27 protein-coding genes are annotated in these 26591 nt (G+C 58.9%); 8 read left to right on the top strand and 19 right to left on the bottom strand.

The genetic code is table 11. The features are described from left to right. Window position 1 precedes the first annotated feature (1 nt). The 7 genes from CWM61_RS21825 to CWM61_RS21795 form a co-directional block, all read right to left on the bottom strand. On the bottom strand, window positions 2–961 hold the full coding sequence (locus CWM61_RS21825; RefSeq protein WP_012541868.1) for an AEC family transporter: 960 nt from the start codon (window positions 959–961) through the stop codon (window positions 2–4). 136 nt (window positions 962–1097) lie between these two features. Next, the gene (gene mdcE / locus CWM61_RS21820; protein WP_100631919.1) at window positions 1098–1898 is read right to left on the bottom strand and encodes a biotin-independent malonate decarboxylase subunit gamma; all 801 of its coding nucleotides are present in this window, start codon (window positions 1896–1898) and stop codon (window positions 1098–1100) included. After that, window positions 1898–2731, bottom strand: coding sequence for a biotin-independent malonate decarboxylase subunit beta (locus CWM61_RS21815; RefSeq protein ID WP_100631918.1), 834 nt, complete (start codon window positions 2729–2731; stop codon window positions 1898–1900). Before CWM61_RS21815 ends, mdcE begins: the two co-directional genes overlap by 1 nt. Next, a complete protein-coding gene (gene mdcC / locus CWM61_RS21810; protein WP_012541865.1) occupies window positions 2724–3023 on the bottom strand; it encodes a malonate decarboxylase acyl carrier protein in 300 nt (99 codons plus the stop codon). Before mdcC ends, CWM61_RS21815 begins: the two co-directional genes overlap by 8 nt. Window positions 3024–3040: 17 nt before the next feature. After that, window positions 3041–3883 (bottom strand): triphosphoribosyl-dephospho-CoA synthase, encoded by an 843-nt coding sequence (locus tag CWM61_RS21805; RefSeq protein WP_100631917.1) that lies wholly within the window; start codon window positions 3881–3883, stop codon window positions 3041–3043. Then, a complete protein-coding gene (mdcA, locus tag CWM61_RS21800; RefSeq protein ID WP_100631916.1) occupies window positions 3883–5538 on the bottom strand; it encodes a malonate decarboxylase subunit alpha in 1656 nt (551 codons plus the stop codon). The genes CWM61_RS21805 and mdcA overlap by 1 nt, the downstream gene beginning before the upstream one ends. Window positions 5539–5763: 225 nt before the next feature. Next, complete coding sequence (locus CWM61_RS21795; protein ID WP_008805030.1) at window positions 5764–6798, bottom strand: AI-2E family transporter; 1035 nt, start codon at window positions 6796–6798, stop codon at window positions 5764–5766. A 441-nt stretch (window positions 6799–7239) separates the two neighbouring features. On the opposite strand from CWM61_RS21795, the gene kpnE reads away from it, so the two are divergent. After that, the gene (gene kpnE / locus CWM61_RS21790; protein ID WP_100631915.1) at window positions 7240–7602 is read left to right on the top strand and encodes a multidrug efflux SMR transporter subunit KpnE; all 363 of its coding nucleotides are present in this window, start codon (window positions 7240–7242) and stop codon (window positions 7600–7602) included. Then, the gene (kpnF, locus tag CWM61_RS21785) at window positions 7589–7918 is read left to right on the top strand and encodes a multidrug efflux SMR transporter subunit KpnF (protein ID WP_061154707.1); all 330 of its coding nucleotides are present in this window, start codon (window positions 7589–7591) and stop codon (window positions 7916–7918) included. The genes kpnE and kpnF overlap by 14 nt, the downstream gene beginning before the upstream one ends. 56 nt (window positions 7919–7974) lie before the next feature. Here kpnF and CWM61_RS30220 read toward each other — a convergent pair whose 3' ends face one another. Continuing rightward, window positions 7975–8064 (bottom strand): ArsR family transcriptional regulator, encoded by a 90-nt coding sequence (locus CWM61_RS30220; protein WP_407028635.1) that lies wholly within the window; start codon window positions 8062–8064, stop codon window positions 7975–7977. Between CWM61_RS30220 and CWM61_RS21780 the strand changes: the two genes are divergently transcribed. Further along, a complete protein-coding gene (locus CWM61_RS21780; RefSeq protein WP_100631914.1) occupies window positions 8024–10180 on the top strand; it encodes a putative bifunctional diguanylate cyclase/phosphodiesterase in 2157 nt (718 codons plus the stop codon). The two genes, CWM61_RS30220 and CWM61_RS21780, sit on opposite strands and share 41 nt — an antisense overlap. On the opposite strand, the gene CWM61_RS21775 is transcribed toward CWM61_RS21780, so the two are convergent. The 3 genes from CWM61_RS21775 to CWM61_RS21765 all read right to left on the bottom strand — a co-directional run bounded on the left by CWM61_RS21775 (window position 10181) and on the right by CWM61_RS21765 (window position 14014). Then, a complete protein-coding gene (locus tag CWM61_RS21775; protein ID WP_165785295.1) occupies window positions 10181–10993 on the bottom strand; it encodes a trypsin-like serine peptidase in 813 nt (270 codons plus the stop codon). 938 nt (window positions 10994–11931) lie between these two features. Further along, window positions 11932–12351: an acid resistance repetitive basic protein Asr gene (gene asr / locus CWM61_RS21770; RefSeq protein ID WP_043875352.1), complete on the bottom strand. Its 420-nt coding sequence runs from the start codon at window positions 12349–12351 to the stop codon at window positions 11932–11934. A gap of 175 nt (window positions 12352–12526) precedes the next feature. Further along, window positions 12527–14014 (bottom strand): carboxypeptidase M32, encoded by a 1488-nt coding sequence (locus CWM61_RS21765; RefSeq protein ID WP_100631913.1) that lies wholly within the window; start codon window positions 14012–14014, stop codon window positions 12527–12529. A gap of 226 nt (window positions 14015–14240) precedes the next feature. Between CWM61_RS21765 and CWM61_RS29965 the strand changes: the two genes are divergently transcribed. Further along, window positions 14241–14333, top strand: coding sequence for a KPN_01571 family protein (locus tag CWM61_RS29965; protein WP_004206050.1), 93 nt, complete (start codon window positions 14241–14243; stop codon window positions 14331–14333). Window positions 14334–14363: 30 nt separating this feature from the next. Here the strand turns inward: CWM61_RS29965 and CWM61_RS21760 are convergent, their stop codons facing one another. Then, window positions 14364–15614 carry an MFS transporter gene (locus CWM61_RS21760; protein ID WP_008805023.1) on the bottom strand — a complete coding sequence of 417 codons (1251 nt, stop codon included), beginning with the start codon at window positions 15612–15614 and terminating at the stop codon, window positions 14364–14366. Window positions 15615–15744: 130 nt separating this feature from the next. On the opposite strand from CWM61_RS21760, the gene CWM61_RS21755 reads away from it, so the two are divergent. From CWM61_RS21755 to bioD, 3 genes are all read left to right on the top strand, one after another. Continuing rightward, window positions 15745–16647 (top strand): LysR family transcriptional regulator, encoded by a 903-nt coding sequence (locus CWM61_RS21755; RefSeq protein WP_100631912.1) that lies wholly within the window; start codon window positions 15745–15747, stop codon window positions 16645–16647. A 124-nt stretch (window positions 16648–16771) separates the two neighbouring features. Beyond that, a complete protein-coding gene (mlc, locus tag CWM61_RS21750; protein WP_044649713.1) occupies window positions 16772–17992 on the top strand; it encodes a sugar metabolism global transcriptional regulator Mlc in 1221 nt (406 codons plus the stop codon). Window positions 17993–18119: 127 nt separating this feature from the next. Then, window positions 18120–18815 carry a dethiobiotin synthase gene (gene bioD, locus CWM61_RS21745; protein ID WP_012541855.1) on the top strand — a complete coding sequence of 232 codons (696 nt, stop codon included), beginning with the start codon at window positions 18120–18122 and terminating at the stop codon, window positions 18813–18815. Here bioD and clcB read toward each other — a convergent pair. From clcB to CWM61_RS21715, 6 genes are all read right to left on the bottom strand, one after another. Then, complete coding sequence (gene clcB, locus CWM61_RS21740; protein WP_074385949.1) at window positions 18768–20063, bottom strand: voltage-gated ClC-type chloride channel ClcB; 1296 nt, start codon at window positions 20061–20063, stop codon at window positions 18768–18770. The genes bioD and clcB overlap by 48 nt on opposite strands. A 133-nt stretch (window positions 20064–20196) precedes the next feature. After that, window positions 20197–20805, bottom strand: a complete 609-nt coding sequence (dmsD, locus tag CWM61_RS21735) for a Tat proofreading chaperone DmsD (RefSeq protein ID WP_074385948.1) — start codon at window positions 20803–20805, stop codon at window positions 20197–20199. Window positions 20806–20846: 41 nt separating this feature from the next. Beyond that, entirely contained in the window at window positions 20847–21704 is an 858-nt protein-coding gene (locus CWM61_RS21730) for a dimethyl sulfoxide reductase anchor subunit family protein (RefSeq protein WP_074385947.1), read from the bottom strand. A gap of 1 nt (window position 21705) precedes the next feature. After that, window positions 21706–22323 carry a DMSO/selenate family reductase complex B subunit gene (locus CWM61_RS21725; protein WP_008805016.1) on the bottom strand — a complete coding sequence of 206 codons (618 nt, stop codon included), beginning with the start codon at window positions 22321–22323 and terminating at the stop codon, window positions 21706–21708. A 10-nt stretch (window positions 22324–22333) separates the two neighbouring features. Then, on the bottom strand, window positions 22334–24769 hold the full coding sequence (ynfE, locus tag CWM61_RS21720; protein ID WP_100631911.1) for a selenate/tellurate reductase subunit YnfE: 2436 nt from the start codon (window positions 24767–24769) through the stop codon (window positions 22334–22336). A 150-nt stretch (window positions 24770–24919) separates the two neighbouring features. Then, the gene (locus tag CWM61_RS21715; RefSeq protein WP_008805014.1) at window positions 24920–25189 is read right to left on the bottom strand and encodes a DUF1161 domain-containing protein; all 270 of its coding nucleotides are present in this window, start codon (window positions 25187–25189) and stop codon (window positions 24920–24922) included. Between the two features lie 101 nt (window positions 25190–25290). On the opposite strand from CWM61_RS21715, the gene CWM61_RS21710 reads away from it, so the two are divergent. After that, entirely contained in the window at window positions 25291–26001 is a 711-nt protein-coding gene (locus tag CWM61_RS21710) for a YnfC family lipoprotein (protein ID WP_049165718.1), read from the top strand. On the opposite strand, the gene speG is transcribed toward CWM61_RS21710, so the two are convergent. Next, window positions 25995–26555, bottom strand: coding sequence for a spermidine N1-acetyltransferase (gene speG / locus CWM61_RS21705; RefSeq protein WP_008805012.1), 561 nt, complete (start codon window positions 26553–26555; stop codon window positions 25995–25997). The genes CWM61_RS21710 and speG overlap by 7 nt on opposite strands. Window positions 26556–26591 lie beyond the last annotated feature (36 nt).

Here is a 26591-nt window from a genome sequence, read left to right as displayed (position 1 = left end):
TTTACAGTCCTGAAGTCAAAGAGATAAACAGCGGTAGCGACAGGATACACAGAACCGAGCTCAACAGCAGCACGGCTTCAGCATCCGGAGACTGGACGCCGAAACGGTTGCCGAAGACCACGCCGAAGAAACCGGCGGCCAGGGCAATCATCAGGATCGCGGTAATGGCGATGGATCCGTGCAGACCCAGCAGCATCACCAGACCCCAGGCAATAAACGGCTGCACCAGCAGTTTCACGATGGTGGAGGTGGCGATCAGCGCATTGAGCTGCAGTTTACGTGCCGACAGGATCACCCCGGTGAGGAACAGCGCGGCAGCGGTGGCGGCCAGGCCCAGCGGTTTGATGGAGGCCAGCAGCATTTCCGGCATTTTAATGCCGATAGCGGAAAGCACCACCCCAAGCAGCGGGCCCCAGACGATCGGTTTTTTCACCGAGCGCCACATCAGCACTGGCAGCATCGCCAGCGTAGAACCGCTGTTTTCACCCGCGGCGCGGGCTTTCTCACGTTCCAGAATCAGCAGGCAGAACGGGGTCATCAGTACCGAGCCGCAGGCGATAGAGACCGCTACCGACAGCGAGGTTGACGCGCCTTCACCCAGCACGCTGCCGAGGATCGGCAGACCCAGCGCGGCATAGTTTGGCAGGGCGACGGTGAGGGTCAGCACCGCGGCATCCTGTGGCGTGCGTTTGAACACGCTGGTGGCGAGGAAGTAGATCGCGGCATAGGTGATCCACATCGCGCCGGTCAGCACCAGCACCAGCGGCGACTGGGCGACGATACCGGCCCACGGCGTTTGTACCGTCGCGCTAAACAGCGTGGCGGGTAAGGCAAAATCCATTACAAAAATATTAAGCAGCGAGACGTTTTTGTTATCTACCATCCCGGCCTTTCCGGCCCAGAAACCCAGCAGCATGATAACGAAAATGGGCGCGAGAGCATGAATAATCACATAAGTCATAAATCACCTGTAAATAAAATAGAGTACTGGCGCGATTGTTATTTTTTCTAAAAGCCGTCCCTTCCCGGAGGGTTTATTCCGCGCTCCGGGGGACGACTTCCGGCAGGTTTTCTTCTACTACTTACGTACGAACGTCTTACCAGCTGGCGCGCATGCGATCGCGAACCCGTTGTGAGCTGCGGCGGTTTTCCGCGCCCAGGCGGCACTTCAGCGAGGTATCTTTGCGCGCGTCAGCGATGGCGTCGCGCAGCGTGTTGCTGACCAACGACAGATCGTGGTCGTCAGGGGCATCCGGATTATTAATATCCAGAAGGGCGGAGAGCAGGCCGAGCGTCGCATAGTTGCTAACGTCGTAGGCCATTGGCGGAATGGTTGCCGCTAATTTCTCCAACGCTTCTACGGTACGCAGCGTAATGCGCGCCGCCGATGCTTTACCCATGGCGTGAACCAGCACGCCGCTATCGTTAAAGGCGATCAGGCGGTTGGCCTGGTAGCCATGGGCCAGAAACGCCCCGGACATCGCTTTTCCGACAATCAGACCAATCACCGGGTGGCCGGCAAGACGGGCTTTGGCGTAGGCGCCCGCGGCTCCGGCCAGTGCCTGGTGGATGCCGAAAGCTTCTTCGCGGCGGCCATAGGCCTGGCTCGGGACATCAATCACTGCCACGATTGGCCGTTTGACAGGCTGGTCGGCGTCGGCAGCGATGGTTTCGTTGACCACTTTCGCCAGCGTCCAGCCTTCCAGCAGGCCGACTTCGCCGCCGGCCGCGCGCGGGTAGTGGTTGTTGGCGTCAGGCACCACGGCGATAAAGCGGACGCTTTCGCCATCAATCTGGCCATCTGCGACCTGTACCGACGGGCACAGCCCGCTCATCAGCGGCGCGTCAGGCGCCAGTTTATTCAGCCACAGCGCGGCGCGGTTTGGGAACTGACTCATTATTTATCCTCCCGGGCAAAAAGCTGTTTAATCTGCGCGGTATCCGCCTGCTGGCGGGTATCGAACTGGCTCAAGCGACGCAGATAATCGTCATAGTTGTCGCTGCGGTGCTGGGCCGGTACGCCTTTGGCGATTGCCTCATTCATTGCGGTTTTAACGGCATTAACGCCATCGTTAACCAGTGCGTCGACCAGCCCGCTGGCGGCGCGAATTTCACCCCCGGTCATGCTCCAGATAAACGGCCGGTTGCGGGAGTCGTACTCTTCAATGCCGGCTTCCTGCTCGATAACCTGCGGGCCGTTGAGGCCAAGACGGGCTTCACGGGTGACGATAAGGTAGCTGCACAGCGCCGCGGCGATGGACATGCCGCCGAAGCAGCCGACGGTACCGGTGATAATGCCGACGACCGGGGTGTAGCGGCGCAGGTCGACAATCGCGGCGTGAATATCGGCGATGGCGGCCAGACCAAGGTTGGCCTCCTGCAGACGTACGCCGCCGGTTTCGAGGCACAGTACCGCCTGGGTCGGGATACCGTTGCGGTTATCTTCCGCCGCCAGCTCCAGCGCGGCGGCCATTTTGGCGCCGGAGACTTCGCCCATGCTGCCGCCCTGGAAGGTGCCTTCGATGGCAATCACCACCGCAGGTTGGCCGTTGATAGTGCCTTTGGCGACCACCATACCGTCGTCGGACTGCGGGACGATGCCCTGTGCGCCGAGCCACGGCGACATAGTGCCTTCAAACGGATCCAGCAGTTCGCGGTAGCTGCCGTCGTCCAGCAGGGCGTGGGCGCGTTCGCGAGCGCGCAGTTCGATAAAGCTGCGATCGTTACGCATGAGCGGCCTCCTCAAAGACTTGTTCAATACGAATACGAGCGACGCCCGGCGTGGCGCCGAAGTCGTGGATAATCAACTGCCCGGCGGGCAGACCGTTGATCAGGTTCAACCTGTCGAACAGCGCCTGCCAGCGCGCCTGGCTGTTATCCACGGAGGTGGTGATCTGTACGTTGAGCGTGGCGCTCTGTGCGGCGGTATAAAGCACTTCCATATCGCCTGAACCTACGACCCCTGCCAATGCTTTGCCGCTGAGGGCGCGGTTGGCAGGAAATGACAATGTAATCTGTTCCATAACATCCTCTGAATGCGTTAGCCGGAAACCCGGTCGAGAAACAGGGTGGCGGCAAGGAGATCGGCCGCGCCACCCGGCGAGGCGTTTTGCGCCAGCATCTGCGCATCAAGGCGCGCCAGCGCGGCGCGACCGGCGACGCTGGCGCAACCGCCAGCCGCCAGAACCTCGCGAGCGCCTTGCTGCATAGCGTGCAGGCCGTTCATGCCTGCACGTGACAGCACGCAGGTATCGCTCAGCGAGGTCATGATGGCCATCAGCGCATCAAGGCGCGCCTGCGACTCGCTGGCGCCTCGCGCCCGGCTTTGCTGCAGTTGCGGCAGCGCCAGGGTGGTAACATGCGGAAATCCGCGCTGCGCTTCCTCGCGTGCGCCCGGCACCTGCCAGCGGCGGCTGGCGCGCAGCCCCTTACTAAAGCTTTTCGGCGCGAAGCCGTCAGGCAGACGGGCGAGGGCGGCGGCGGTCCCGGCGATCGCCTGTGATTGACCCTCTCCACCCAACATCGCCACCGCGCTGACCAGCAGGCCCAGCGCCCAGATGGCGCCGCGGTGGGTGTTAACCCCACCCGTCGCCATCATCATCTGCGCTTCACCTTCGCGACCGAGGCGGCCGACGGTTTCGCGCAGGGCGATATCCGCCGGACGCTGCCAGCTTTGCTGCGCCAGCGCGTGAAAGGTCGGCTGCAGGCTGCGGGCGGAGCGTTCCATCAGGTCCAGATTGAGATCCTGATGCGCGCCGTTGCCGCGACTATCGACCAGACCCGGTTTCGGGCTCAGACGGGCTTCGTCAATCAGACACGCGCTGGCGGTATGCGCCAGCCAGCTGACGCGGCTTTCTGCGAGTTGGGGAGAGAGATTTTTCATTACCAGCTCCGGAATTTTGCCGGTGGGTTGTACAGTCCGTCGGACCATTCCACCAGGTCGGCGACGCTGCCGGCCGCCAGTAGCGAGCGGGTGGCATCGCTGCGGCGAATGCCGATATCTTCCGGGTAGACCACTTTGCCGCTCTGGCGCAGGGCGGTGACACGTTTGGCGTCCACCCCGAGGCCAATATCGGTGATCCCGGCCACCGCGGCGACCATCGCCCGGCGCTCTTCAAGACTCTCCGCGCGGTACAGGTAAGCGATACCTTCTTCGGTCAGCACGTGGGTCACGTCATCGCCATAAATCATCACCGGTGCCAGCGGCATGCCGGAAGCTTTCGCCACCTCAACCGCGTCGAGGGTTTCAACGAAGGTCGGTTTCACGCCGGCCTGGAAGGTTTCGACCATCTGTACCACCAGTTTTTTCCCGCGCTGCATCGGGTCTGGTTCAGTGATCATATTGAGCCAGGCCGGGGTGGCGTGGCGGCGACCGTGCGGGTCATGGCCCATATTCGGCGCGCCGCCGAAGCCGGAAAGGCGGCCGCGGGTGACGGTGGAGGAGTTCGCCAGGCCATCAACCTGCAGGGTCGAACCGATAAACATATCTACCGCGTACTGACCTGCCAGCTGGCAGAAGGCGCGGTTAGAGCGCATCGAGCCATCCGGGCCGGTAAAGAAGATATCCGGGCGGGCGCGGATGTACTCTTCCATCCCCAGTTCGCCACCGAAGCAGTGCACGCTCTCCACCCAGCCGCTCTCGATGGCCGGGATTAAGGTCGGATGCGGGTTCAGCGTCCAGTGTTTACAGATTTTGCCTTTCAGGCCGAGCTGCTCGCCGTAAGTGGGCAGCAGCAGCTCGATGGCGGCGGTATTAAAGCCGATACCGTGGTTGAGCGACTGCACCTGGTGTTCCGCGTAGATGCCTTTGATCGCCATCATCGCCATCAGAATGTGTTCTTGCTTAATCAGGCGCGGATCGCGGGTGAACAGTGGCTCAATAAAGAACGGTTTATCGGCGACCACCACGTAATCGATCCACGAGCCGGGAATATCGACCCGCGGCAGATCGCATTCGTCGTCCACCAGTTCGTTGACCTGGGCTATCACAATGCCGTCGTGGAAGGCGGCGGCTTCGACCAGCGCCGGGGTATCTTCGGTACTTGGCCCGGTATACAGGTTGCCTTTACGGTCTGCTTTATAGCCAGCGATCAGCGCGACGTTTGGCGACAGGTCAACGTACAGGCGGGAGTAGAGCTCGATATAGGTGTGGATGGCGCCGATTTCGAGCAGGCCATCTTCCAGTAGCTGCGAAATGCGCAGGCTCTGGGTGCCGGAGAAAGAGAAATCCAGTTTACGGGCAATGCCTTTTTCAAACAGGTCCAGATGCTCGCTGCGTCCGACGCTGGGCATAATCATATGCAGGTCGTGAATTTTTTGTGGATTGACCTCGGCGAGCATGCGGGAGAGGAAATCAGCCTGTTTCTGGTTGTTGCCTTCCAGTACCACCCGATCGCCCGGGGCGAGCAGCTTTTCCAGTACGCTGACCAGCTGGTCAGTGGGGATGACTTTGCCGGCGATCTTCGCTTCGGCCAGCCGCCGCTGTTTTTCCGTCCGGCGACGGTTCCAGACCCGCGCCGTCGTTTGTTCAGCATTCATTGTTAACCTCCTGATTCGACAAATCGTTTCGTTTGTCCTGGTGGAAGTTAGTGTGCGATGCGTGGCGCTGCGCATCAATTAAGCACGGCGGCTGATTGTTAGCTTTAGAGTAACGATTGGGTCTTACCGTTTGTGATAGGGATCAATAATACGAAAGGCGTAGTGGTCTACGGGGAGAGCGCAGGTGAGGAAGCCGGCCGGTACACGGCCGGCCGTGGGAAGGGGTTACTCTTTACTGACATCACTTAATAAGAAAGCAATACTCTGACCGCCGCTGGTCTGCTCGAGGGCAATTTTGGCGATAATCGTCAGTGGCACCGACAGCAGCATGCCGACCGGGCCCAATAGCCAGCCCCAGAAGATCAAGGACAGAAACACCACCAGCGTGGAGAGCCCCAGGCCACGTCCCATCACCCGTGGCTCCAGAATGTTGCCGAACACCAGGTTGACGATCAGGTAGCCGGCCAGGACCACCAGCGCCTCGTACAGCCCGCCAAACACCAGTACCTGCAGGATCGGCGGGATGGCCGCCAGCACGGAGCCAATATTGGGAATATAGTTGAGCGCGAAGGCCAGCAGTCCCCACATAAAGGCGAAGCGCACGTCCAGCAGGACCAGCATGCCCCAGACCACCAGGCCGGTCACCAGGCTAATCGCGGTTTTCAGCACCAGATAATGCGACACGCTGTCGATGGCGCGCTGAATGGCGCCCATTCCTTCAACCGGACGGGACATCAGCTGTTGCAGCTTGGCGGGAAGCTGGGGGACCTCCAGCAGCATAAATACCACCGTCAGTAGCAGCAGAAAAATCGAGGACATCGCGTTCGACAGCTGAGTGAGCAGGCTGGTGACCAGCGTCATCACTGCGTTAGGGTCGATGTATTTATTCAGCTCCACCACCGAGACGGTGAACCCCATGCGCTGCAGCCAGGGGGCGATGGTTTGCATCGGCTCGTAGAGATAGTTGCGATACTGCGGTAAGGTACGCGCCAGTTCGTTAAGCGAGGTCCCCAGCGAGGCCAGCAGCACAATGGCCAGCATGACGATGAGGCCAATCAGCATCGAGATCGCCAGCACGCGCGGGACCCGGCAGCGGACCAGCAGTTGTACCAGCGGATTAATGATCACCGCCAGAAAGAGGGCGAGAATAAAGGGGACAATAATGTCCGCCGCAAAGCGAATGCCGGTAAGGATGATCACCAGCATGCCCAGCATGATGACCATCTTTAATCCGTTAAGTGTAATAATGGGTTTAGCCATAGGTCCCGACCTCAATCTTCCTTGCCTATTAACAGGTTGCGTTACATTAGCATAATGACGTTTTTTTGCAGAAAAAACGCATTTAAGCAAAACGGCGGCGTAAAGAACTGCAAATTCTTTGAATTAAATGTAGCACTATGCTACAAATTTACCTGTGTATAACTACTGAGGACAATTTTCATCCGCAACGGACGAGAAGCAACACCGCGGATAATTGTAATTTTATGGACAATCAGTTCAGGATGTATATTTTAAACCACCCCGCAGTCTCTCTCTCTTTTTCCCGTTTTGCCGGCGAGCAGCACTGGCATTCGGCGCTATAGTCACCTTTTCTCTGCCTGAGCTGGCGCCAAGCGCACAGCGAAATCTACGTCAGAAATTTTCCTGTTTACGCCTCGCGTAAACGGTAATGGATTATATTCTCAAGCAGGAGAAGGGATCATGTTTTATTGGATTTTATTAGCTTTAGCTATTGTTGCTGAAATTACCGGCACCTTGTCGATGAAATGGGCAAGCGTGAGTGGCGGGCACACCGGCTTTATTTTAATGCTGGCCATGATTGCTCTGTCATATATTTTTCTTGCCTTTGCGGTTAAAAAAATTGCCCTGGGTGTGGCCTACGCGCTATGGGAAGGGATCGGCATTTTGCTGATTACCCTGTTCAGCGTGCTGTTGTTTGATGAAAGCCTGTCGCCGCTGAAGATCGCCGGCCTGACCACCCTGGTGGTGGGGATCGTCTTAATTAAATCCGGCACCCAGAAAAAAGCGTCGTCAAAGCAGGAGGTGGCCCATGCAGCAGTTTGAGTGGATCCATGCCGCCTGGCTGGCGATCGCCATCGTGCTTGAAATCATTGCCAACGTCTTTTTGAAGTTTTCCGACGGCTTCCGCCGCAAGGTCTACGGTATCCTGTCGCTGGCGGCGGTGCTGGGCGCATTCAGCGCCCTGTCGCAGGCGGTCAAAGGTATCGATCTGTCGGTCGCCTATGCGCTGTGGGGCGGCTTTGGTATCGCGGCGACCATTGCCGCCGGTTGGGTGCTGTTTGGTCAGCGCCTGAATAACAAAGGCTGGGCGGGGCTCATCCTGCTGGTGGCCGGCATGGTGTTAATTAAACTCGCCTGACGTCTCGCCGCCTGCAAAGCCAGGCGGCAAAACAGGTCCTCTGTAGTATGCTTATCTCAAGACCGGCCCCGCTGAGTTTGTGTCCGGTGACGATGAGGACTGCGCATGTTCAATGCTTTCGGCTGGCGGAAAATTCCTTCCGCCAGGACGTTGTCGATAATGATTTTTCTCGCCGGCCTCGGACTCACCGCGTCGGTCATTTCCCTGCTTTATCTCTCGCAACACCTCATTGCCAGTAAATCCAATGAAATTGACCAGCAGCGGTCAGTCCTCTCGGTGGAAGGGGCCGTGCAGACCTCGGTCAATCGGGTGCTGTCGCTGGTGCTGGATAATGCCATCTGGGACGATGCGGTCACGCAGACTTACGCGCCCTCGCTGGATCAGAAATGGCTGTACGACTCGTGGGGGTCAGGCTTTAAAATCAATAATCTGTACGATGGTACCTTTGTCCTGGACGAACACTATCGCATCCTGTGGGGCGCCTTTCAGAGCCAGGTCATGCCCCGGACCGACCTCTCATTTCTTGGGGCTGGCCTGACCAGTCTGATCCACACTCATGCGCAGGCATTGCGTGAGGGAAAAAACGCCTTTGCCGGTATCACCCGCACGGAGGCCGGGATCGCCTTTGTCGGTATCGGCCTGATACGCCCGACGACAGCTCGGCTTCAGGTATTTGATGCGACGCGGCGCTATCTGGTGATTACCCGGCATATCAACCCCCAACTGCTGGAACGCCTGGGCGACACCTTCCAGATAAGCCATCTGCATCTCGCCGAGGGCCCCGGCGCCTACCGTATTCCGCTGCGAACGCAGGCGGGTGAGGTACTGGGATACCTGGCCTGGCAGCCACGCCTGCCCGGAGCCGAAGCGGCGCAGGCCTCGTCAGGCAGTATGCGACTGATCGCTGGTGTTGCGGCCAGCCTGATCCTGCTGTTTATCCTTTTTAGCAGTCTGGGCATGTATAAGCTGGCGCGCGGCGAACGTCAGGCGCGGGAGATAGCCATGATTGACTGGCTGAGCCGTCTGCCTAACCGGCGAGCGCTTCTGCTGCGGTTAAGCCAGGTATGCGAGACGGGGAAACACGACATTCAGTGCGTGGTGTTTATCGATCTGGATGGTTTTAAGGACGTCAATGATAACTATGGTCATGATGTCGGCGACGCCCTGATCCGCCATATTGCCAGCGCCCTACAGACGCGGGTACCGGCGGGGGCCATGCTGGCTCGAATGGGCGGGGATGAGTTCGCCATGGCGGTGAGCGGCGCAAAAGCGATTGACCGGGCGGCGGCGTTCGCCTGGGCAGCGCTGGAGCTGCTGAAAGCGCCGGTGACGCTCAGCAAACGCAAAATTTATATCGGCGCCAGCATTGGCATCGCCAGCGGCGCTCCGGCGGAATGCTCCAGTACCGAGCTGTTTCGCCGGGCGGACATCGCTATGTACCATGCCAAGAAGAGCGGCAAAGGTCGTACGGCCTGGTATGACGATGCGCTGGATGCCGTGCGCCGCCATCAGATGACGATTGAGAATGGCATCCGTCAGGGGCTGGAGGAGGATGAATTTGAGGTCTGGTATCAGCCGGTGGTTGATGCCGATACCCTGGCGATGATTGGCGTGGAGGCGCTGCTGCGCTGGCCGCGACGCCCGCAGGGGGCGCTGGCGCCGGACGCATTTATTAGTATTGCCGAGAGCAGCGGCCTGATCGATGCCCTCGGGCAGTTTGTCCTGCAACGCGCCTGCAGCGATCTGCAACCGATGGACGATCTCCTCCTGTCGGTGAATATCTCGCCGGCGCAATTTCGCGACCCGGCCTTTGAAAACCGGGTAATGAAGACCGTCGCTGCCTGCCGCTTTCCGCCGTCGCGCCTGCAGGTGGAGGTGACGGAGAGCTATGTGCTGGAAAATCCGGAACGTTCGCTGGCGGTGGTAGAAAATCTGAAGGCCCAGGGCATCGCCGTGGCGCTGGACGATTTCGGTACCGGCTATTCGAGCATTGGCTATTTACGCCGCTTTCGCTTCGACAGTCTTAAAATCGATAAATCTCTTGCCGGGCGAGTGGAGCGTGATGAGCAGGCGGCAGAAATGGTGCGCGGGACGGTGCGGATAGCCCGCGCGCTGGGAATGACGGTGGTCGCGGAAGGGGTCGAGGATCCGCAACAGCTGGCGCTGCTGCGGCGGGCCGGCTGCGACCGGCTTCAGGGGTACTATTTCAGTAAACCGATGCCGATCGCCGACCTGCTGCAGCGGCGTCAGCCGCAGGGGTGATTACTCTCCGGCCAGCGCTTCCAGCTTATCGCGAAAGCCGGTAACCGAAATGGCGCGGTTGTCAGCCCGCCAGCGATCCTGCGGGCCGGGAGCGGAGCTTTGCACGGCAATCACTTGCCAGCCGTCCTCCGTTTTCAACAGCAGCGGCGACCCGCTGTCACCAGGCAGCGTATTGCACTGATGCGACAGCACGCTGTTTTGCGCCCAGCCGGTCACGATGCAATCCTGATGGCTGTACAGATTATCCAGATGATCCTCCGGGTATCCCGATTGGGTCACTTTCCGGTCCGCCGCCTTCAGCGCAGCGGTGAGATCGGCCTTGCTACCCGGGAAGAGCGGGATCGGCGTGATGCCCGAGGGAGCATAGCGCAGTACGATCAAACCAAAATCTGACGGCGCCGCGGCGGAGGGCACGATCCAGCCATCGCCATCGGCCTTCAGGCGCTTACCTAAGGCCGGATCCACTCGCCCTTCAATGCCGTGAATTTCATATACCCAGCCGCCCTTGCGCGAAATAAAGCGCAGAGCAACCGCTTTGTCCGGTTTGCCGCGCGGAGGCGTCAATAGACAGTGGCCTGCGGTCAGTGCCAGGTGCGGGGAGATAAGCGTCGCTGTGCACAGATTGCCGCTGGCGGTTTCCAGCTGACCGATCGCATCCCACGGGCTTTCCTCGGGGTGACTGACCGCTTTTCGGTCATCATGGCCGAAGAACAGCGTCTTAATATCTTTGGCGCTCAGTCCGCTATCATCGGCATGTGCGCCCAGAGGTAACAGATAAAATGAACACAGCAATAACAGAACGTCTCTACGCATATCACTCTCTGGGGAGGCTATGATGTCTATTGACAGTAGCAGGAGATTTAAGTTTTTGAAAGTAAACAATAATTCTAATCAGACCAAACCGCTGCCATCAGGCGAGGCGGGCTGACGCTGCCGCTGGCAAAACCGTCTGATTTCAAACGGTTAATGCCAGCTGATTGCTTTAGCTATTTCCGCAGAAAGCGACGTCCGACGCAACAAAATTCGTGTATCAGAACGTACTGAACCCGGTGAATAATTCACCAACCGGGCATTAGGATTATTCCTGGTTTGTCAGCGATTCGCTGAAAAATAACGCGCTTGCCCGCCAAAACTTCACCAGAATTCGCACTTCTTTACGCCTCTCGTAATTATTTTCAATGCGAAACATTTTCTCACCGAAAACGTTGTTACCGTCACTCCGCCGTTGAGTAAATAGAGAGGTAATACCGGCGATGATAGCCTGAATTCTATTTCCCCGACGTTGGGAGGGTATATGTCTAAAAAAGGTATTCGCGCACTGGTTTATGTTTCCCTGGTCTCAGTCGCTATCTGGGGCGCGACCGGTTATCTGGTGATGGAAGCGGTGCGCGTACTGTGAAGCGTCTGGTCACCGCGAGGTGGCCGGCGCGCGCTAGTTTATGACTACAGTGTCTGGCGTCTTCGGGCGCCGGGCATTTTTTGTGCCGCAGGAAATTCAGGGTAATGAGAAGCGGGAAGGTGTCGTCAGCGATCGCCGTACGGTATTTATTTTTCTGCAAAGGCGGCAGAAGCAGTAAATGAGAGCGTGGTGGAAATGATTAATAGAGGAAAAAGCGGGTAGCAACCACTGCGCAAATGATTAACAGGATCAGGATGAGCTCAAAACGATAGCGCCGCAGCATAGTGCTCTCCAGAAAAAAACGGCGCTGAAACAGCGCCGATTATTAAGAAGGTTAGTTCACCGGGAGGAATTATGCTGCCGGCTGTGCAGCAGGTTTAGCGGCCTGGTGTTTAGTGGTTTTGTGGTGTTTTTTCGCAGCCTGCGCTTTCTGTGCTACCGGTTTAGCCGCAGCTTTGTGGTGCTTTTTAGCCGCCTGAGCTTTCTGCGGAGCAGCGGGTTTAGCTTCTACTTTTTTGTGTTTTTTAGCGGCCTGCGCTTTCTGGGCAGCGGCTGGTTTAGCTTCTGCTTTTTTGTGTTTTTTGGCAGCCTGAGCTTTCTGCTCTGCAGCTGGTTTTGCCGCGGCTTTGTGGTGTTTTTTATGATGGGTGGTCTTGGCAGCAGTGCTGTGGGTAGCAGCCGGTGCCTGAGTGGTGCTTACTGCGTCAGCAGCGAAAGCGGCGGAAGAGAGACCCATAGCAGCGGCAACGACCAGAGCTAATACTTTTTTCATTCTGATATCCTCGAAAAGTTTTCTTAATTTCAACCCCACTGCGGGGCCGGTGAAATCACTATATGCTTGTCTTTTCGAGCTTTCCGTGAGTGTTTGGTATCGGCGTGTAACCGAATGTACAACACGCCTGGCCGTGGGGAGTGGAAGGACGCGCCGGGCAGCCCGGCGCGCACGATCACAGATAGCGGGCGGTAAGGTGTTCGCGGAAGTAGCGGCTGTTAAGATCCTCGCCGGTGGCCTGCTGGATCAGCTGCGAGGTGGAGAAGCGGCTGCCATGCTGCCAGATATTCTGTCGCAGCCAGTCGAACAGGGCGCTGAAATCTCCCTCCGCAATATCGCGGTCTAACGTCGGCAGCGCGCGCCGGGCGGCGGCCATCAGCTGGGCGGCATACATCGCGCCCAGCGTATAGGAAGGGAAATAGCCGAATCCGCCGTCGGTCCAGTGAATATCCTGCATACAGCCGTCCCGGTAGTTGCCGGTGGTCGACAGCCCCAGCCAGTGCTGCATCTTCTCGTCCCACAGCGCCGGGATATCATCTACTTCAATCTCGCCGTCAATCAGCGCGCGTTCAATTTCATAACGCAGGATCACATGCGCCGGGTAGCTGACCTCATCGGCATCGACGCGAATAAAGCCCGGTTTCACCCGCTGATTCCAGGCGACAAAGTTGTCGCGGCTAAAGGCCGGTTGATCGCCAAAGCGCTCGCGCACCGCCGGTAACAGGCGGTTAAGGAAAGGCTCGCTACGTCCCAGCTGCATTTCAAAAAACAGACTCTGCGACTCGTGGATAGCGGTGGAGCGAGCGAGTCCTACCGGCTGGTCGACCCACGGGCGAGGCAGATTCTGCTCATAGCGGGCATGGCCGGTTTCGTGGATCACGCCGAACAGGGCGCTGAGCAGGTCGTTTTCGTTGTAGCGGGTGGTGATGCGCACATCCTGGGGGACGCCGCCGCAGAACGGGTGGGCGCTGATGTCGAGGCGCCCGCCGTCGAAGTCAAAGCCGAGGATGCGCATGGCCTGCAGGCCCAGCTCGCGCTGATCGGCAATCGGGAAAGGCCCCTGCGGGGCGAGTAATGTTTGCGTCGCTTGCTTATCGACCGCTTGCCGCAGCAGGGAAGGCAGCCAGGACTTGAGGTCGGCAAACAGACTATCCAGCCGGGCGCTGGTCATATCTGGTTCGAAAATATCGAGCAGCGCGTCGTAGCGTGAGCCGCCTCTGGCATCGGCGCGGATCTGCGCTTCCTGACGGCTCAGCTTGACCACCTCGCGAAGATTGTCGGCAAAGCCCGCCCAGTCGTTAGCGGGACGCTGGCTGCGCCAGGCATGCTCACAGCGGCTGCCGGCAAGGGATTTTGCCTCCACCAGGCTCTCCGGCAGCAGCGCGGCCTGATCGTACTGACGCTGCATTTCACGCAGGTTGACCTGCTCGACGTCGTTGAGGTCCTGCTGGCGGGCTTCCTGCAGCCATTGGCCCACTTTTTTATCGGTCAGGATCTGATGCTGCAGCACGCCGAGCTCCGCCAGCGCTTCGCCCCGGGCGGCGCTGCCACCCGGAGGCATCATCGCAAACATATCCCAGCCAGCGATGGCGGAGAGATGCGAAAAGCGCGACAGGCGCTGAAAGGTACGGGTAAGCTGCTGATAAGGCGTATTTTCAGTCATAGTGGCGTTCGGTCCGTGACAGGTGAATGAACAGATTATCGGTATGCTTCTACACTATCCTGATACGCCTGGCGGGTCGAGCATTGTGCGCTGGAGGAGCGGAAAAACGTCAGCCCCGAGCGGGAAAGAAAAAAAAGTGACTCTGTGAGCAATATTGCAGAAAACGGTAACATATCGGAACTAAACTGTGATCTATAACGCAGGTCTGGAGGTTCGGGGGTGGTTTATGAATCCGTTCACCTGGCTGTTCATTGCACTACTGTCCGTTGATGCCGTCAGAGAGCTGATGGGCTTGTCTTCCATTATGGGCATGTGGTGAAACGTGGCCCGCAGGCCACGTCACACGCGACTATTTCAGTCGTTGATGTAAGCAGGTGCCGGTCAACAGCGCGGCAAGGAGCAGCAGCGCGATAAACCCACCGACGCCATTCCAGCCGTAGTGATGCCAGAACACTCCGCCTAACGTCCCGGCAAGACTTGAACCCAAATAATAGCTGAACAGATACAGCGATGACGCCTGACCGCGGGCGCGGCGGGCGCGTGGGCCAATCCAGCTGCTGGCGACAGAATGCGCGGCGAAGAAGCCAGCGGAAAACAGCAGCATGCCGATGAAAATAAGCCACAGGGAAGAAAAGAGCGTCAGCAGCAGGCCGCAGAGCATGACAGCGGTAAAGCCGAGCATCACCGGTCCGCGGCCAAAGCGTACGGTCATGGCGCCCGCCTTCGGTGAACTCCAGGTCCCGGTGAGATAAGCTACCGACAACAGGCCTACCACCGCCTGGCTTAGCGACCACGGCGACATCATCAGCCGGTAGCCAATATAGTTAAACAGGGTGACAAAAGCGCCCATCAGCAGAAAACCTTCGACGAACAGCAGCGGCAGACCGCGGTCGCGCCAGTGCAGACGGAAGTTGATCAGCAAGTTTTTCGGTCGCAGCGAGGTCGAGCGGAAATGGCGCGACTCGGGCAGAATGCGCCAGAACATGATGGCCGCGGCCAGCGCGAAGCCACTGATCACCGCCAGCGCCACGCGCCAGCCGAAGAAATCGGTAAAGACCCCGGTCAGCAAGCGGCCGCTCATGCCGCCGATAGAGTTGCCGCTGATATATAAGCCCATCGAAAAGGCGACGAAGCTGGGGTGGATCTCCTCACTCAGGTAGGTCATGCCGACCGCCGCCACGCCGCTCAGCGACAGGCCGATCAGGGCGCGCATAATGAGGATGCCGTGCCAGCTGGTCATCATGGTCGACAGCAGCGAGCAGCAGGCGGCCAGCAGCAGGGCGGTGACCATTACCGGCTTGCGCCCGATGGCGTCGGACAGCGGGCCGGTAAACAACAGGCCCACCGCCAGCATCGCCGTGGAAATGGAGAGTGAAATACTGCTGCTGGCCGGCGATACGCCGAACTCGTTCGACAGCACCGGCAGGATCGGTTGCACGCAGTAGAGCAGAGCAAAGGTGGCCAGACCGGCGGAGAACAGCGCGAGGGTGACGCGCATAAATTGCGGGGTGCCGCGCTTAATAAACTGATCCGGGCGGGATGCACCAGCGACGCTGACCTCGCCCGCCGGCACGGTGTCAACGGTTGTTGTACGACTCACAGAGAATTCCTTGCGTAGAAGTTGCTGCTTACCAACAGAATGTTGTGACCATTCAGCTCACATTTTTAGGGTATGAAAATGTAAATATTCTGTCTAATATATTAATAATCTCAAATAAGACGTTTTAAATATGAATATCGAGTTGCGTCATCTGCGCTACTTTGTCGCCGTCGCCGAGGAATTACATTTTGGCCGCGCCGCAGCGCGACTGAATATTTCTCAACCGCCGTTAAGCCAGCAAATTCAGAGCCTCGAGCAGCAGACCGGCGCCCGCCTGTTCGCGCGCACCAATCGCAGCGTCAGCCTGACGGCGGCTGGAAAGCAGTTTCTCGCCGATAGCCGACAAATTCTTGCCCAGGTGGATGACGCGGCCGCCCGCGCTGCGCGTCTGCATCACGGTGAAACTGGCGAACTGCGTATCGGCTTTACCTCCTCGGCCCCCTTTATCAAGGCGGTATCCGATACGTTGTCGATGTTTCGTCAGCGCTACCCGGATGTGCATATTTTGACCCGCGAGACCAACACCCGCGAACAGATTGTGCCGCTGAGCGAGGGGGCTCTCGATCTGGGACTGCTGCGCAATACCCAACTGCCGGACACCCTGGCGTGGGAGCGGGTGCTGCGCGAGCCGTTGCTGGCGATGGTCCCGGCCGACCATCCGCTGGCCCGCCAGCCCTCGGTCAGTCTGGCGGCGCTGGCGCGCGAACCCTTCGTCTTTTTCGACCCGCACGTGGGTACCGGCCTGTATGACGATATCCTTGGCTTGCTGCGTCGTTACGGCCATACGCCGGTGATTGCCCAGGAGGTGGGGGAGGCGATGACCATTATTGGTCTGGTGGCCGCCGGACTGGGGGTGTCTATCCTGCCGGCCTCCTTTCAGCGCGTACAGCTCAGTGAAATGCGCTGGCTGCCGATCGACGAACAGGATGCAGTCTCGGAGATGTGGCTGGTGTGGTCGAAACATCATGAACAGGGGGCGCTGGCAAAACGCTTTCGCGAGTCGCTGCTGGCCTGGAAAACCGAGCACAATTGAGGCGAAAAGGGGCTGGAAATGTGCGGTAAATCACAAGGCTAAGTAAAAATTTGACGTTCACCATCGAAGTGCTTCACCATAGCCGAAAGTTTATTTCGAAGCGCGAAAATAAAGGGAGTCAATGGTGGTAGCGGATAGTCAACCAGGCCATATCGATCAAATTAAGCAGACCAATGCGGGCGCTGTGTATCGCCTGATTGATCAGCTCGGCCCGGTATCGCGTATCGACCTCTCCCGATTTGCGCAACTGGCTCCCGCCAGCATCACCAAGATTGTCCGCGAGATGCTGGAAGCGCATCTGGTACAGGAGACGGAGATCCAGGAGCCCGGCAGCCGTGGCCGCCCGGCGGTAGGGTTGATGGTGGAAACCGAGGCCTGGCACTATCTCGCGGTGCGCGTCAGCCGCGGCGAGATCCACCTTTCGCTGCGTGATTTAAGCAGTCAGCTGGTGGTGGAGGATCAGCTGGAGCTGGCCCTCACCGACAGCACGCCGTTTCTGACGCGCATTATTGACCACATCGATCGGTTCTTTATTCGTCACCAGAAGAAGCTGGAACGCCTCACCTCCATCGCCATGACGATGCCGGGTATTATTGATACCGAAAATGGCATTATTCATCGCATGCCGTTTTATGAGGATGTCAAAGATGTGCCGCTGGGCGATGTGCTGGCCAACCATACCGGGGTGCCGGTCTACATTCAGCATGACATCAGCGCCTGGACTATGGCGGAATCGTTGTTCGGCGCCTCGCGCGGCGCCCGGGACGTCATCCAGGTGGTTATCGATCATAACGTCGGCGCCGGGGTTATCACCGACGGGCGCCTGCTGCATGCCGGCAGCAGCAGCCTGGTGGAGATCGGCCATACTCAGGTCGATCCCTACGGCAAGCGCTGCTACTGCGGCAACCATGGCTGTCTGGAAACCATTGCCAGCGTAGAGAGCGTGCTGGAGCTGGCGCAGATGCGCATGGCCCAGTCGATGAGCTCGCTGCTGCACCAGCGTCCGCTGAGCGTGGAGTGGCTGTGCCAGGCCGCGCTGCAGGGCGATCTGCTGGCCAGAGACATTATCAGCGGCGTGGGTAACCACGTCGGGCGGATTCTGGCGATTATGGTCAATCTGTTTAACCCGCAGAAAATTCTGATTGGCTCGCCGTTTAATCTGGCGGCAGATATCCTTTTTCCGGCAATTTCCAGCTGCATTCGGCAACAATCGCTCCCGGCCTACAGCCAGCATATCGCGGTTGAAAGCACCCAGTTTTCCAATCGTGGTACGATGGCTGGCGCGGCGCTGGTCAAGGATGCGCTCTATAACGGATCCTTACTCATACGACTGTTACAGGGTTAACATTTTTTCATAGTCACACCAAAAATTGCGCTATCTCAAGCCGACCTCTGGCGGCATCACGTAGACTTTGCCCACTGTTGATTATTTCTCTCCCGTATATTTCATCGACAAAACTGTGGGGTTAGTGATGTTTAAGCGTTTCTTTATTACAGGTACAGACACCTCTGTCGGGAAGACAGTGGTTTCCCGTGCGCTGTTGCAGGCACTTGCTGCCAGAGGCAAAAGCGTGGCCGGGTACAAGCCTGTGGCGAAGGGCAGCAAAGAGACGCCAGACGGTTTGCGTAACAAAGACGCGCTGGTGCTGCAGAGCGTCTCCACGCTGGCGTTGCCGTATGAGGCTGTCAATCCCATAGCGTTAAGTGAAGACGAAAGCAGCGTGGCGCACAGCTGCCCGATCAACTACGGTTTGCTGTCGGATGGTTTGCAGCGACTGGCCGGTCAGGTCGATCACGTGGTGGTTGAAGGCACCGGCGGCTGGCGCAGCCTGATGAACGACCTGCGACCGCTCTCCGAATGGGTGGTACAGGAGCAGCTCCCGGTGCTGATGGTGGTGGGGATCCAGGAGGGGTGTATCAACCATGCGCTGCTGACGGCCCAGGCGATCGCCAATGACGGACTGCCGCTGATCGGCTGGGTGGCCAACCGCATCAACCCCGGTCTGGCGCACTACGCCGAAATCATCGATGTCCTCAGCAAGAAGCTGCCGGCGCCGCTGATTGGCGAGCTGCCATACCTGCCGCGCGCCGAACAGCGTGAGCTGAGCCGCTACGTCGACTTAGACATGCTCGGCAACGTGATGGCGATAGATCGAATCCCGGCGTAACGTCCGCGACAGCACCGACGCCACCACGCAGGTGATCAGCAGGCCGGGCAGCAGCGCATACTGCCCGGTCATCTCACATATCATCAGGGTCGACATGATTGGCGCATGGGTGGTGGCAGCCAGAAACGCCGCCATGCCGGTCAGACCGATCATCATAGCCATCTCTTCATTCCCCGGTAGCCATAGCCCGCTGACGCTGGCAAACAGCATGCCCATCGCCAGGCCGACAAACAGCGTGGGGGTAAAGACCCCGCCCGGCGCGCCGGAGCCGCTGCTGGCCAGCACCGCCAGCAGTTTGCACAGGAAAATGCCGGCCAGCAGTAGGCCAGACGGCGGCACCCGCAAATAGCTTTGCACCACGCTGTAGCCGTTACCCCACACCGCCGGGGTGATGAGCGATAAGCCGCCGACAATCAGCCCACCCAGCGCCAGCTGCCACGGCGGCGTCAGTTTCAGTTTGACGAACCCGCGGTGGCTGTAGTCCATCAGCCAGATAAACAGCGGGCCGCACAGCCCGGCCAGCAGGCCAGTCGCCAGCATTAAACCATAGTGCAGCGCGCTGAGGTTCTGCTGCAGGACGACGTGGTACAGCGGCGCGGCGCCGCCGTTGAGAAACTGCGTCAACAGCAGGGCGATCACCGCCGAGATAACGACCGGCCCGAGCGAGGCCAGCATCAGCGTGCCAAAGAGAATTTCAGCAATAAACAGGCTGCCGGCCAGCGGGGCATGATAGGCGCTGGCCATCCCGGCAGCGGCGCCGCAGGCGACCCACAGTTTCCATTCAGTCTGCGGGGTAAAGCGGCGGGCGAACAGCGACGCCGCCAGCGCGGCCAGCAGGATCATGGCGCCTTCCCGGCCAATCGCGCTGCCGGTGACCACGACCAGCAATGACGCCAGCGATTTCACCAGGCTTGCCGGAGTATCGAAGCAACCGTCGCCGGTCTCCAGGGCTTCCATATAATCGGTGGCAGCATGCGGGCGCGCGATGCTGCGTCGCTGCCACAGCCAGAGAAGTGTCCCTGCCGCCAGGCCGCCCAGCGCCGGGGTAATCAGCCGCCGCCACGCCGGCAGCGACTGCGCCGCGTTGACCAGGCTTCCGCTGTCATTGCCAAGAAACAGCGTTTCCAGCACCACCATCGCATGGCGAAACAGCGCCACCGCCAGGGCGGCGAGAAGGCCAATCAGCGTGGCGATCAACAGGCGGCGGAACATCACCTGCACATCAGGATAGGGATGAAGACGGTGCATCAGTTACGGTGAGGTTCGGAAAACATGGCCTTATTGTGATAGGGAATAACCTTAGATGCAAAAGCGATAAGTGCGGGAGAGGGGCTGGGAAGCGGCGAAATAAAACCGCGCCGGATACCGGCGCGGTGAAGGGTTAACGATAGAGCGCTTTTTCCGCCACGGCGATCGGCAGATTCTCCTGCCACTGCGCCAGCGTTGCCTGCGCCAGCTGACCCAGCGCCTCGTAGAAGGGGTGGGCGGCGTGGTCGACAAAGACGCTCAGGAAGCGCCCGGACCACGGCAGCAGGTGCCAGGCCAGCAGCTGGGAAAACAACGCATCCTGCTCCGTTTCGCACAGCCACGCCGCCAGCAGCAGCAGGGTGCCGAAATGATCTTCCGGTTCGTTACGCTCGGCGTCCAGTGCGATGCCGTTCGTGCGCATCCACTCGCGCAGGGCCAGCGTGGAATCGCCAAACAGCACCGACTCTTTATCCAGCCAGACGGATCCCCATGGCGGCGCCGGCAGGGCCCACGGGCCGATAAACAGGCGCTGCCAGGCTTCCGGTAATGACTCTTCCGTCGACGCGGCAAAGGCTGACGCCAGCGGGGCGGCTACCGGGAAGGGCCACTGTTGCTGCCAGCTGCCGTCCTGGAAGGCGGCGACCAGCGGCGCAATGTGCGCGCTATTCGGCGCATAAGAGAACAGCGCGCCCAGGGTGCGGGCGCTTAACGCGACAGCGTCGCGGTTTGGGATCGGCATCATTTTTTATTCCTTTCTGCGGCGCGCGCCAGCGCGCCGTCTCATTAACCGGCAACCGCCATACCGACGGTCATATGCAGACCATAAAACAGGCCGCGGCCAATACATTCCGCGATCAGGACCAGCAGCAGGCCGATCAGCAGCCCCGTAGCGCGCGGCGGTTGGCGGCGGATCAGCGGACACAGCCAGCAGCCAAGACCGAGAGCCAGCAGTATCAGGCGTAACGCCTGGAGTGTGCCGTAATCTGGCAGCAGGGTGGCTGCCTGCTGGACTGAACTGTGAATGGTGCTGAGCCCGGCGCTTTGCATGATGATAACGGCGGCGCTGATCGCCAGCGCGGCCACGCTAAGCCCGGCAAAAAACCAGCCGTTAAAGTCAACTTTCGCCAGCCGCAGCAGCAGGGCGGCGAACAGCGGCCCGCTGAGGAGCACCGTCAGGAAGAACGCGCTGGTAGTGTAGCCATTGTACCATGTTGGCACAGTATCGATTTGGTAAACCCGGGTCATCGCCAGAACAAACAGCAGCCCCAACAGCATGGTGAACACCAGCCAGATTTTACCCAGCGCCGCCGGCATTTTGCCTACTACCGCCAGCAGCCACCAGAATCCTCCCACGGCGAAGAACAAGGCGCCGCTGGCGATTTCATTGCTCAGCGCCGAGGCGCCGACGCGGTTCAGCGAGTTAAACGCCCGCAGCGGCGAACCGAGATGCATCACTGAAGCAAGAAAACCGATGCCCATCAGCAGCCAGATAAAAAACATGCTGCGCACCAGCCGCTGCTGCGCTTCGCGCTGGTCTGTCAGCGATAGCCAGCCCAGCCCGCTGACGATAGTCGCGCCGACCACGCATTGCCCCAGTACCGTAAACAGTACCAGCGGCCATTCATGCCATCCGCTTCCCATCTCACACCTCCTTTGGATTTGCCAGATAACCGGTGGTATCACCACACGGCCGGGCATTGGCGTTCGGTTTGATAACGATGCTCGGCCTGGTAAAGTGCGCCGACGGCAGCGGGGCCACCGCGGCCAGCTGGCCGTGCTTGGCGCGCAGCTCGGCAATCGGTCCGAAATCGAGTGCCCGCAGCGGGCAGGACTCGACGCAGATCGGCTTTTTCCCCTCGGCGACGCGCTCGTGACAGCCGTCGCACTTGGTCATATGGCCTTTGTCAGCGTTGTACTGCGGGGCGCCGTACGGGCAGGCCATATGGCAGTAGCGGCAGCCAATGCACACCGCTTCGTTGACCACCACAAAACCATCGTCGCGCTTGTGCATCGCCCCACTCGGGCAGACCTTGGTGCAGGCCGGATCTTCGCAGTGGTTACAGGCGATGGAGAGGTAGTAGGCGAACACATTCTGCTGCCAGACGCCGTTGTCCTCCTGCCAGTCGCCGCCGGCATACTCATAGATGCGACGGAAGCTGACCTCCGGGGTGAGATTCTTGTAGTCCTTACAGGCCAGTTCGCAGGTTTTACACCCGGTACAGCGAGCGGAATCGATAAAGAATCCATATTGCGTGCTCATGGTTTACTCCTTAAACCTTCTCTATGTCGACCAGGTTGGTATGCTGTGGATTCCCCTTCGCCAGCGGCGACGGGCGGTGGGTGGTCAGCGTATTCATGCAGGCGCCATGGTCGATCCGGTCTCCGTCCATATTCGCGTCGTGCCAGGCGCCCTGGCCCATCGCCGACACGCCCGGCATGATGCGTGGCGTCACTTTCGCCGGAAGACGGACTTCGCCGCGCTGATTAAAGACGCGCACCATATCGCCGTTTTTAATCCCGCGTTTTTCCGCGTCAAGCGGATTGAGCCACACCTCCTGGCGACAGGCCGCTTGTAATACATCGACGTTGCCATAGCTGGAGTGGGTGCGCGCTTTATAGTGGAAACCAAACAGCTGCAGCGGATACTGACTGCGCAGCGGATCGTCCCAACCTTCAAATGTGGAGGCGTAGACCGGCAACGGGCTGATAACTTCGTCTTTCTCCAGCTGCCAGTGGGCGGCAATCTCGGCGAGCCGGCTGGAGTAGATTTCAATTTTGCCGGACGGGGTTTTGAGCGGATGCGCTTCAGGATCGCGGCGGAAGTCGCGATAGGCGACGAAGTGGCCGTTCGGATCTTTACGCTTGTAGATGCCCATCTGCTTCAGGTCGTCGTAGCCAGGTAGCGCGGGGTCTTTCGCCACCATTTTGGCATACAGATGCTGCAGCCACTGCGCCTGCGTGCGCCCCTCGGTAAAACGTTGATGCACGTCGTCGCCGAGCCGTTTCGCGACTTCACTTAAGATCCAGTAAATCGGTTTGCGTTCGAACTTCGCCGAGGTAGCAGGCTGGATAAAAATGAGATAGCCCATATTGCCGGCATAGTCGTTGGGAATAATATCTTCCTGCTCAACGGTCATCAGATCGGGCAGCAGCAGGTCGGCGTATTTCGCCGACGAGGTCATAAAGTTGTCGATAACCACAATGGTCTCGCACTTGCTTTCGTCCTGCAGGATCTCGTGGGTCTTATTGATGTCGGAGTGCTGGTTGATGATGGTGTTGCCCGCGTAGTTCCACAGGAACTTGATCGGCACATCCAGCTTCTCTTTGCCGCGCACGCCGTCGCGGGTGGCGGTCATCTCCGGGCCTCGAGCGATGGCGTCGGTCCAGGTGAAGCAGGAGATGGCGGTCTTTACCGGATTTTCCAGCACCGGCAGACGTTCGATAGTGATGGTGTAGGTTGATTCGCGGGCGCCGCTGTTGCCGCCGTTGATGCCGACGTTGCCGGTTAAGATCGGCAGCATGGCGATCGCGCGGGCGGAGAGTTCGCCGTTGGCCTGGCGCTGCGGTCCCCAGCCCTGGCAAATATAAGCCGGTTTACTCATGCCGATTTCGCGCGCCAGCTTAATGATGCGATCGGCGGGGATGCCGGTAATACGCGAGGCCCACTGCGGTGTTTTGGCGACGCCGTCGTCGCCCTCGCCAAGAATATACGCTTTGTAGTGACCGTTTGCCGGCGCCCCGACCGGCAGCGTTTTCTCATCGTAGCCAACGCAGTATTTGTCGAGGAATGGCTGGTCGACGAGATCCTCGTTTATCAGCACCCAGGCGATACCGGCGACCAGCGCGGCGTCCGTGCCGGGACGAATAGGGATCCACTCATCTTCCCGTCCGGCGGCGGTATCGGTGTAGCGCGGGTCGATAACGATCATCCGCGCGTTAGAGCGCTCGCGAGCCTGCTCCAGATACCAGGTAATGCCGCCGCCGCTCATCCGGGTTTCCGCTGGGTTATTGCCGAACATCACCACCAGCTTGCTGTTTTCAATATCCGAAGTACTGTTGCCGTCGTTGCTGCCGTAGGTATAGGGCATCGCGCAGGCAATCTGTGCGGTGCTGTAGGTACCGTACTGGTTAAGCGAGCCGCCGTAGCAGTTCATCAGCCGCGCTACCGGCGACGCTGAAGGCGACGAACGGGTGATGTTGCCGCCGACGATCCCCGAAGAGTAGTTAATGTACACGGCTTCATTGCCATACTGGGCAACGGTGCTTTTCAGGCGGTCAGCGAGGATATCCAGCGCCTCCTGCCAGCTGATGCGTTCAAATTTGCCTTCCCCGCGTTTGCCGACGCGCTTCATGGGATAGTTAAGGCGATCCGGGTGATTGATGCGCCGACGAATCGAGCGCCCGCGCAGGCAGGCGCGGACCTGGTGGTCGCCGTAGCGGTCGTCGCCGGTGTTATCCGTTTCGACGTAAACCACTTCATCATCCCGCACGTGCAGCCGCAGGGCGCAGCGGCTGCCACAGTTGACCGAACAGGCGCCCCAGACGACGCGGGTGTTGTCGCCGGTAGCCTGTTGTACTGCTGCCGCGGCGCTACGCAGTGTAAAGGGCAGGGTAAGCCCGCCGGCGGCCAGCGCCAGAGAGCTGAGGGCTGTGGATTTGAGTAGCGCGCGTCGGGTGACGCCGCCGGGGGATTCCTGATTCGACATTGCTCACTCCATGATAGTTATGCTGTGCGGAGAAGGGCCGCCACGTCATTAACAGACGCAGGGGTGAGCGATAATACATTATGGGTAGCCAGCCGATCTTATCCCTGGTCAATGCAGGGATAAGATCTTTCATTTGAAACCGAAGAGGGCTTACTGAGCGTCGTTTTCGGCGGGACTGTCGCTGTTACGCGTATAGGTGATTTTGAAGGTGTCATTGGCGCAATGGCCGACCACCTGAACACCGGGCTGGTCTGCCTGATCGTTTGGCACAATGGCCAGGCTGAAGGCAGTTTCCGGTACGCCATTGTTGATGATCTTCTGCTGGATGTCACTTTTAACCCGTTCACAAGAGTCTGGGGCCGCCAGCACGGTCGTGGAGCACAGCAGTAGCGCGGCGCCTGTCCAGAGGGATAGTTTCATCTTACACTCCTTATCGATGTTATCCAGAATTAAGCATAGCAGAACTGGTGTAAACAATTGTATTTGCTAATATGATCTGATGTACACAAAAGGAATCGCCTGTGAAAAGATTGTATTGGCTGATCCCGGCAGCGCTGCTGCTGACGGCGTGCGACCGCAAAAGCGCCCCGGAAGCCTTCACCCCCGAGATGGCGAGTTTTTCCAATGAGTTTGAGTTCGATCCGCTGCGCGGGCCGGTGAAAGATTTTAGCCAGACGCTATTGGATGAACACGATGTGGTGGTCAAAAAGGTGAGCGCTCAGCTGTCAAAAGAGGGATGTTTTGATCTGCTGACCCTGGAAGATGTGGAGAACAATACCGGCGCCACGCTGCTGCTGGATGCCAACTATTACGTCGATGGGCGCACCCACGAGAAGCGACTGCGCCTGCAGGGCAAGTGTCAGCTGGCAGAGATGCCTGCCACCGGGGTGAGCTGGGAGACGGATGATAACGGTTTTATTATCAGTGCCCGCGGCAAAGAGACCACCGCCACCTACCGCTATGACAGCGATGGCTATCCGCTGGGAAAAACCACCACCGCCAAAGAAGAGCAATTTACCGTCGCCTCCACGCCGTCGAAGGATCCGCGCAAGAAAATGGACTATACCGCCATCAGCACCTTCAACGAACGCACGCTGGGCACGGTACGCCAGACCTGCGACTACGATCGCCACGACAATCCGCTGAGCTGTGAGCTGCAGGTGATTGATGAAAGCGTGCAGCCGCCGCTGACACGCCATTACACCATCAAGAACCGCATTGATTATTACTGAGCCGTCGGCTTCAGCAGGGCCGGTCCTGGGGTTTTGTGTTCGGCCAGATACTGGTGCTGGAACAGACACATGCGAATGGTGTTGCGGTACTCGCCGTTAATGAAAAACTCATGGATGAGTTCACCCTCGACGATAAAGCCGAGCTTGCGGTAAATATGGATCGCTTTTTCATTCTCTTTATCGACAATCAAATACAGCTTATACAGATTAAGAACCGTAAAACCGTAGTCCATGGCCAGCCGCGCCGCGCGAGTGGCAAGGCCTTTTCCCTGGAAGTCCGGTGAGATAATGATCTGGAACTCGGCCCGCCGATGAACATGGTTGATTTCAACCAGCTCTACCAGCCCGGCTTTATCGCCATTGCATTCGATGACAAAGCGACGCTCGCTTTGATCGTGGATATGTTTGTCGTACAGATCGGAGAGCTCAACGAAGGCCTCGTACGGCTCTTCAAACCAGTAGCGCATGACGCTGGCGTTGTTATCGAGCTGGTGGACAAAGCGCAAATCTTCCCGTTCGAGGGGGCGGAGTTTGACGTGTAGCGCGTCGGTCATGGGTAATCCTGTGGTTAAAGCTGAACAGCGCGTTAT

It is taken from the genome of Klebsiella sp. K-Nf6, assembly GCF_002806655.1.
In the GTDB taxonomy this organism is placed as follows: domain Bacteria; phylum Pseudomonadota; class Gammaproteobacteria; order Enterobacterales; family Enterobacteriaceae; genus Klebsiella; species Klebsiella variicola.
The sequence above is the reverse complement of the archived record's forward strand: the minus strand, read 5'-3'. Positions and strand labels throughout refer to the sequence as shown.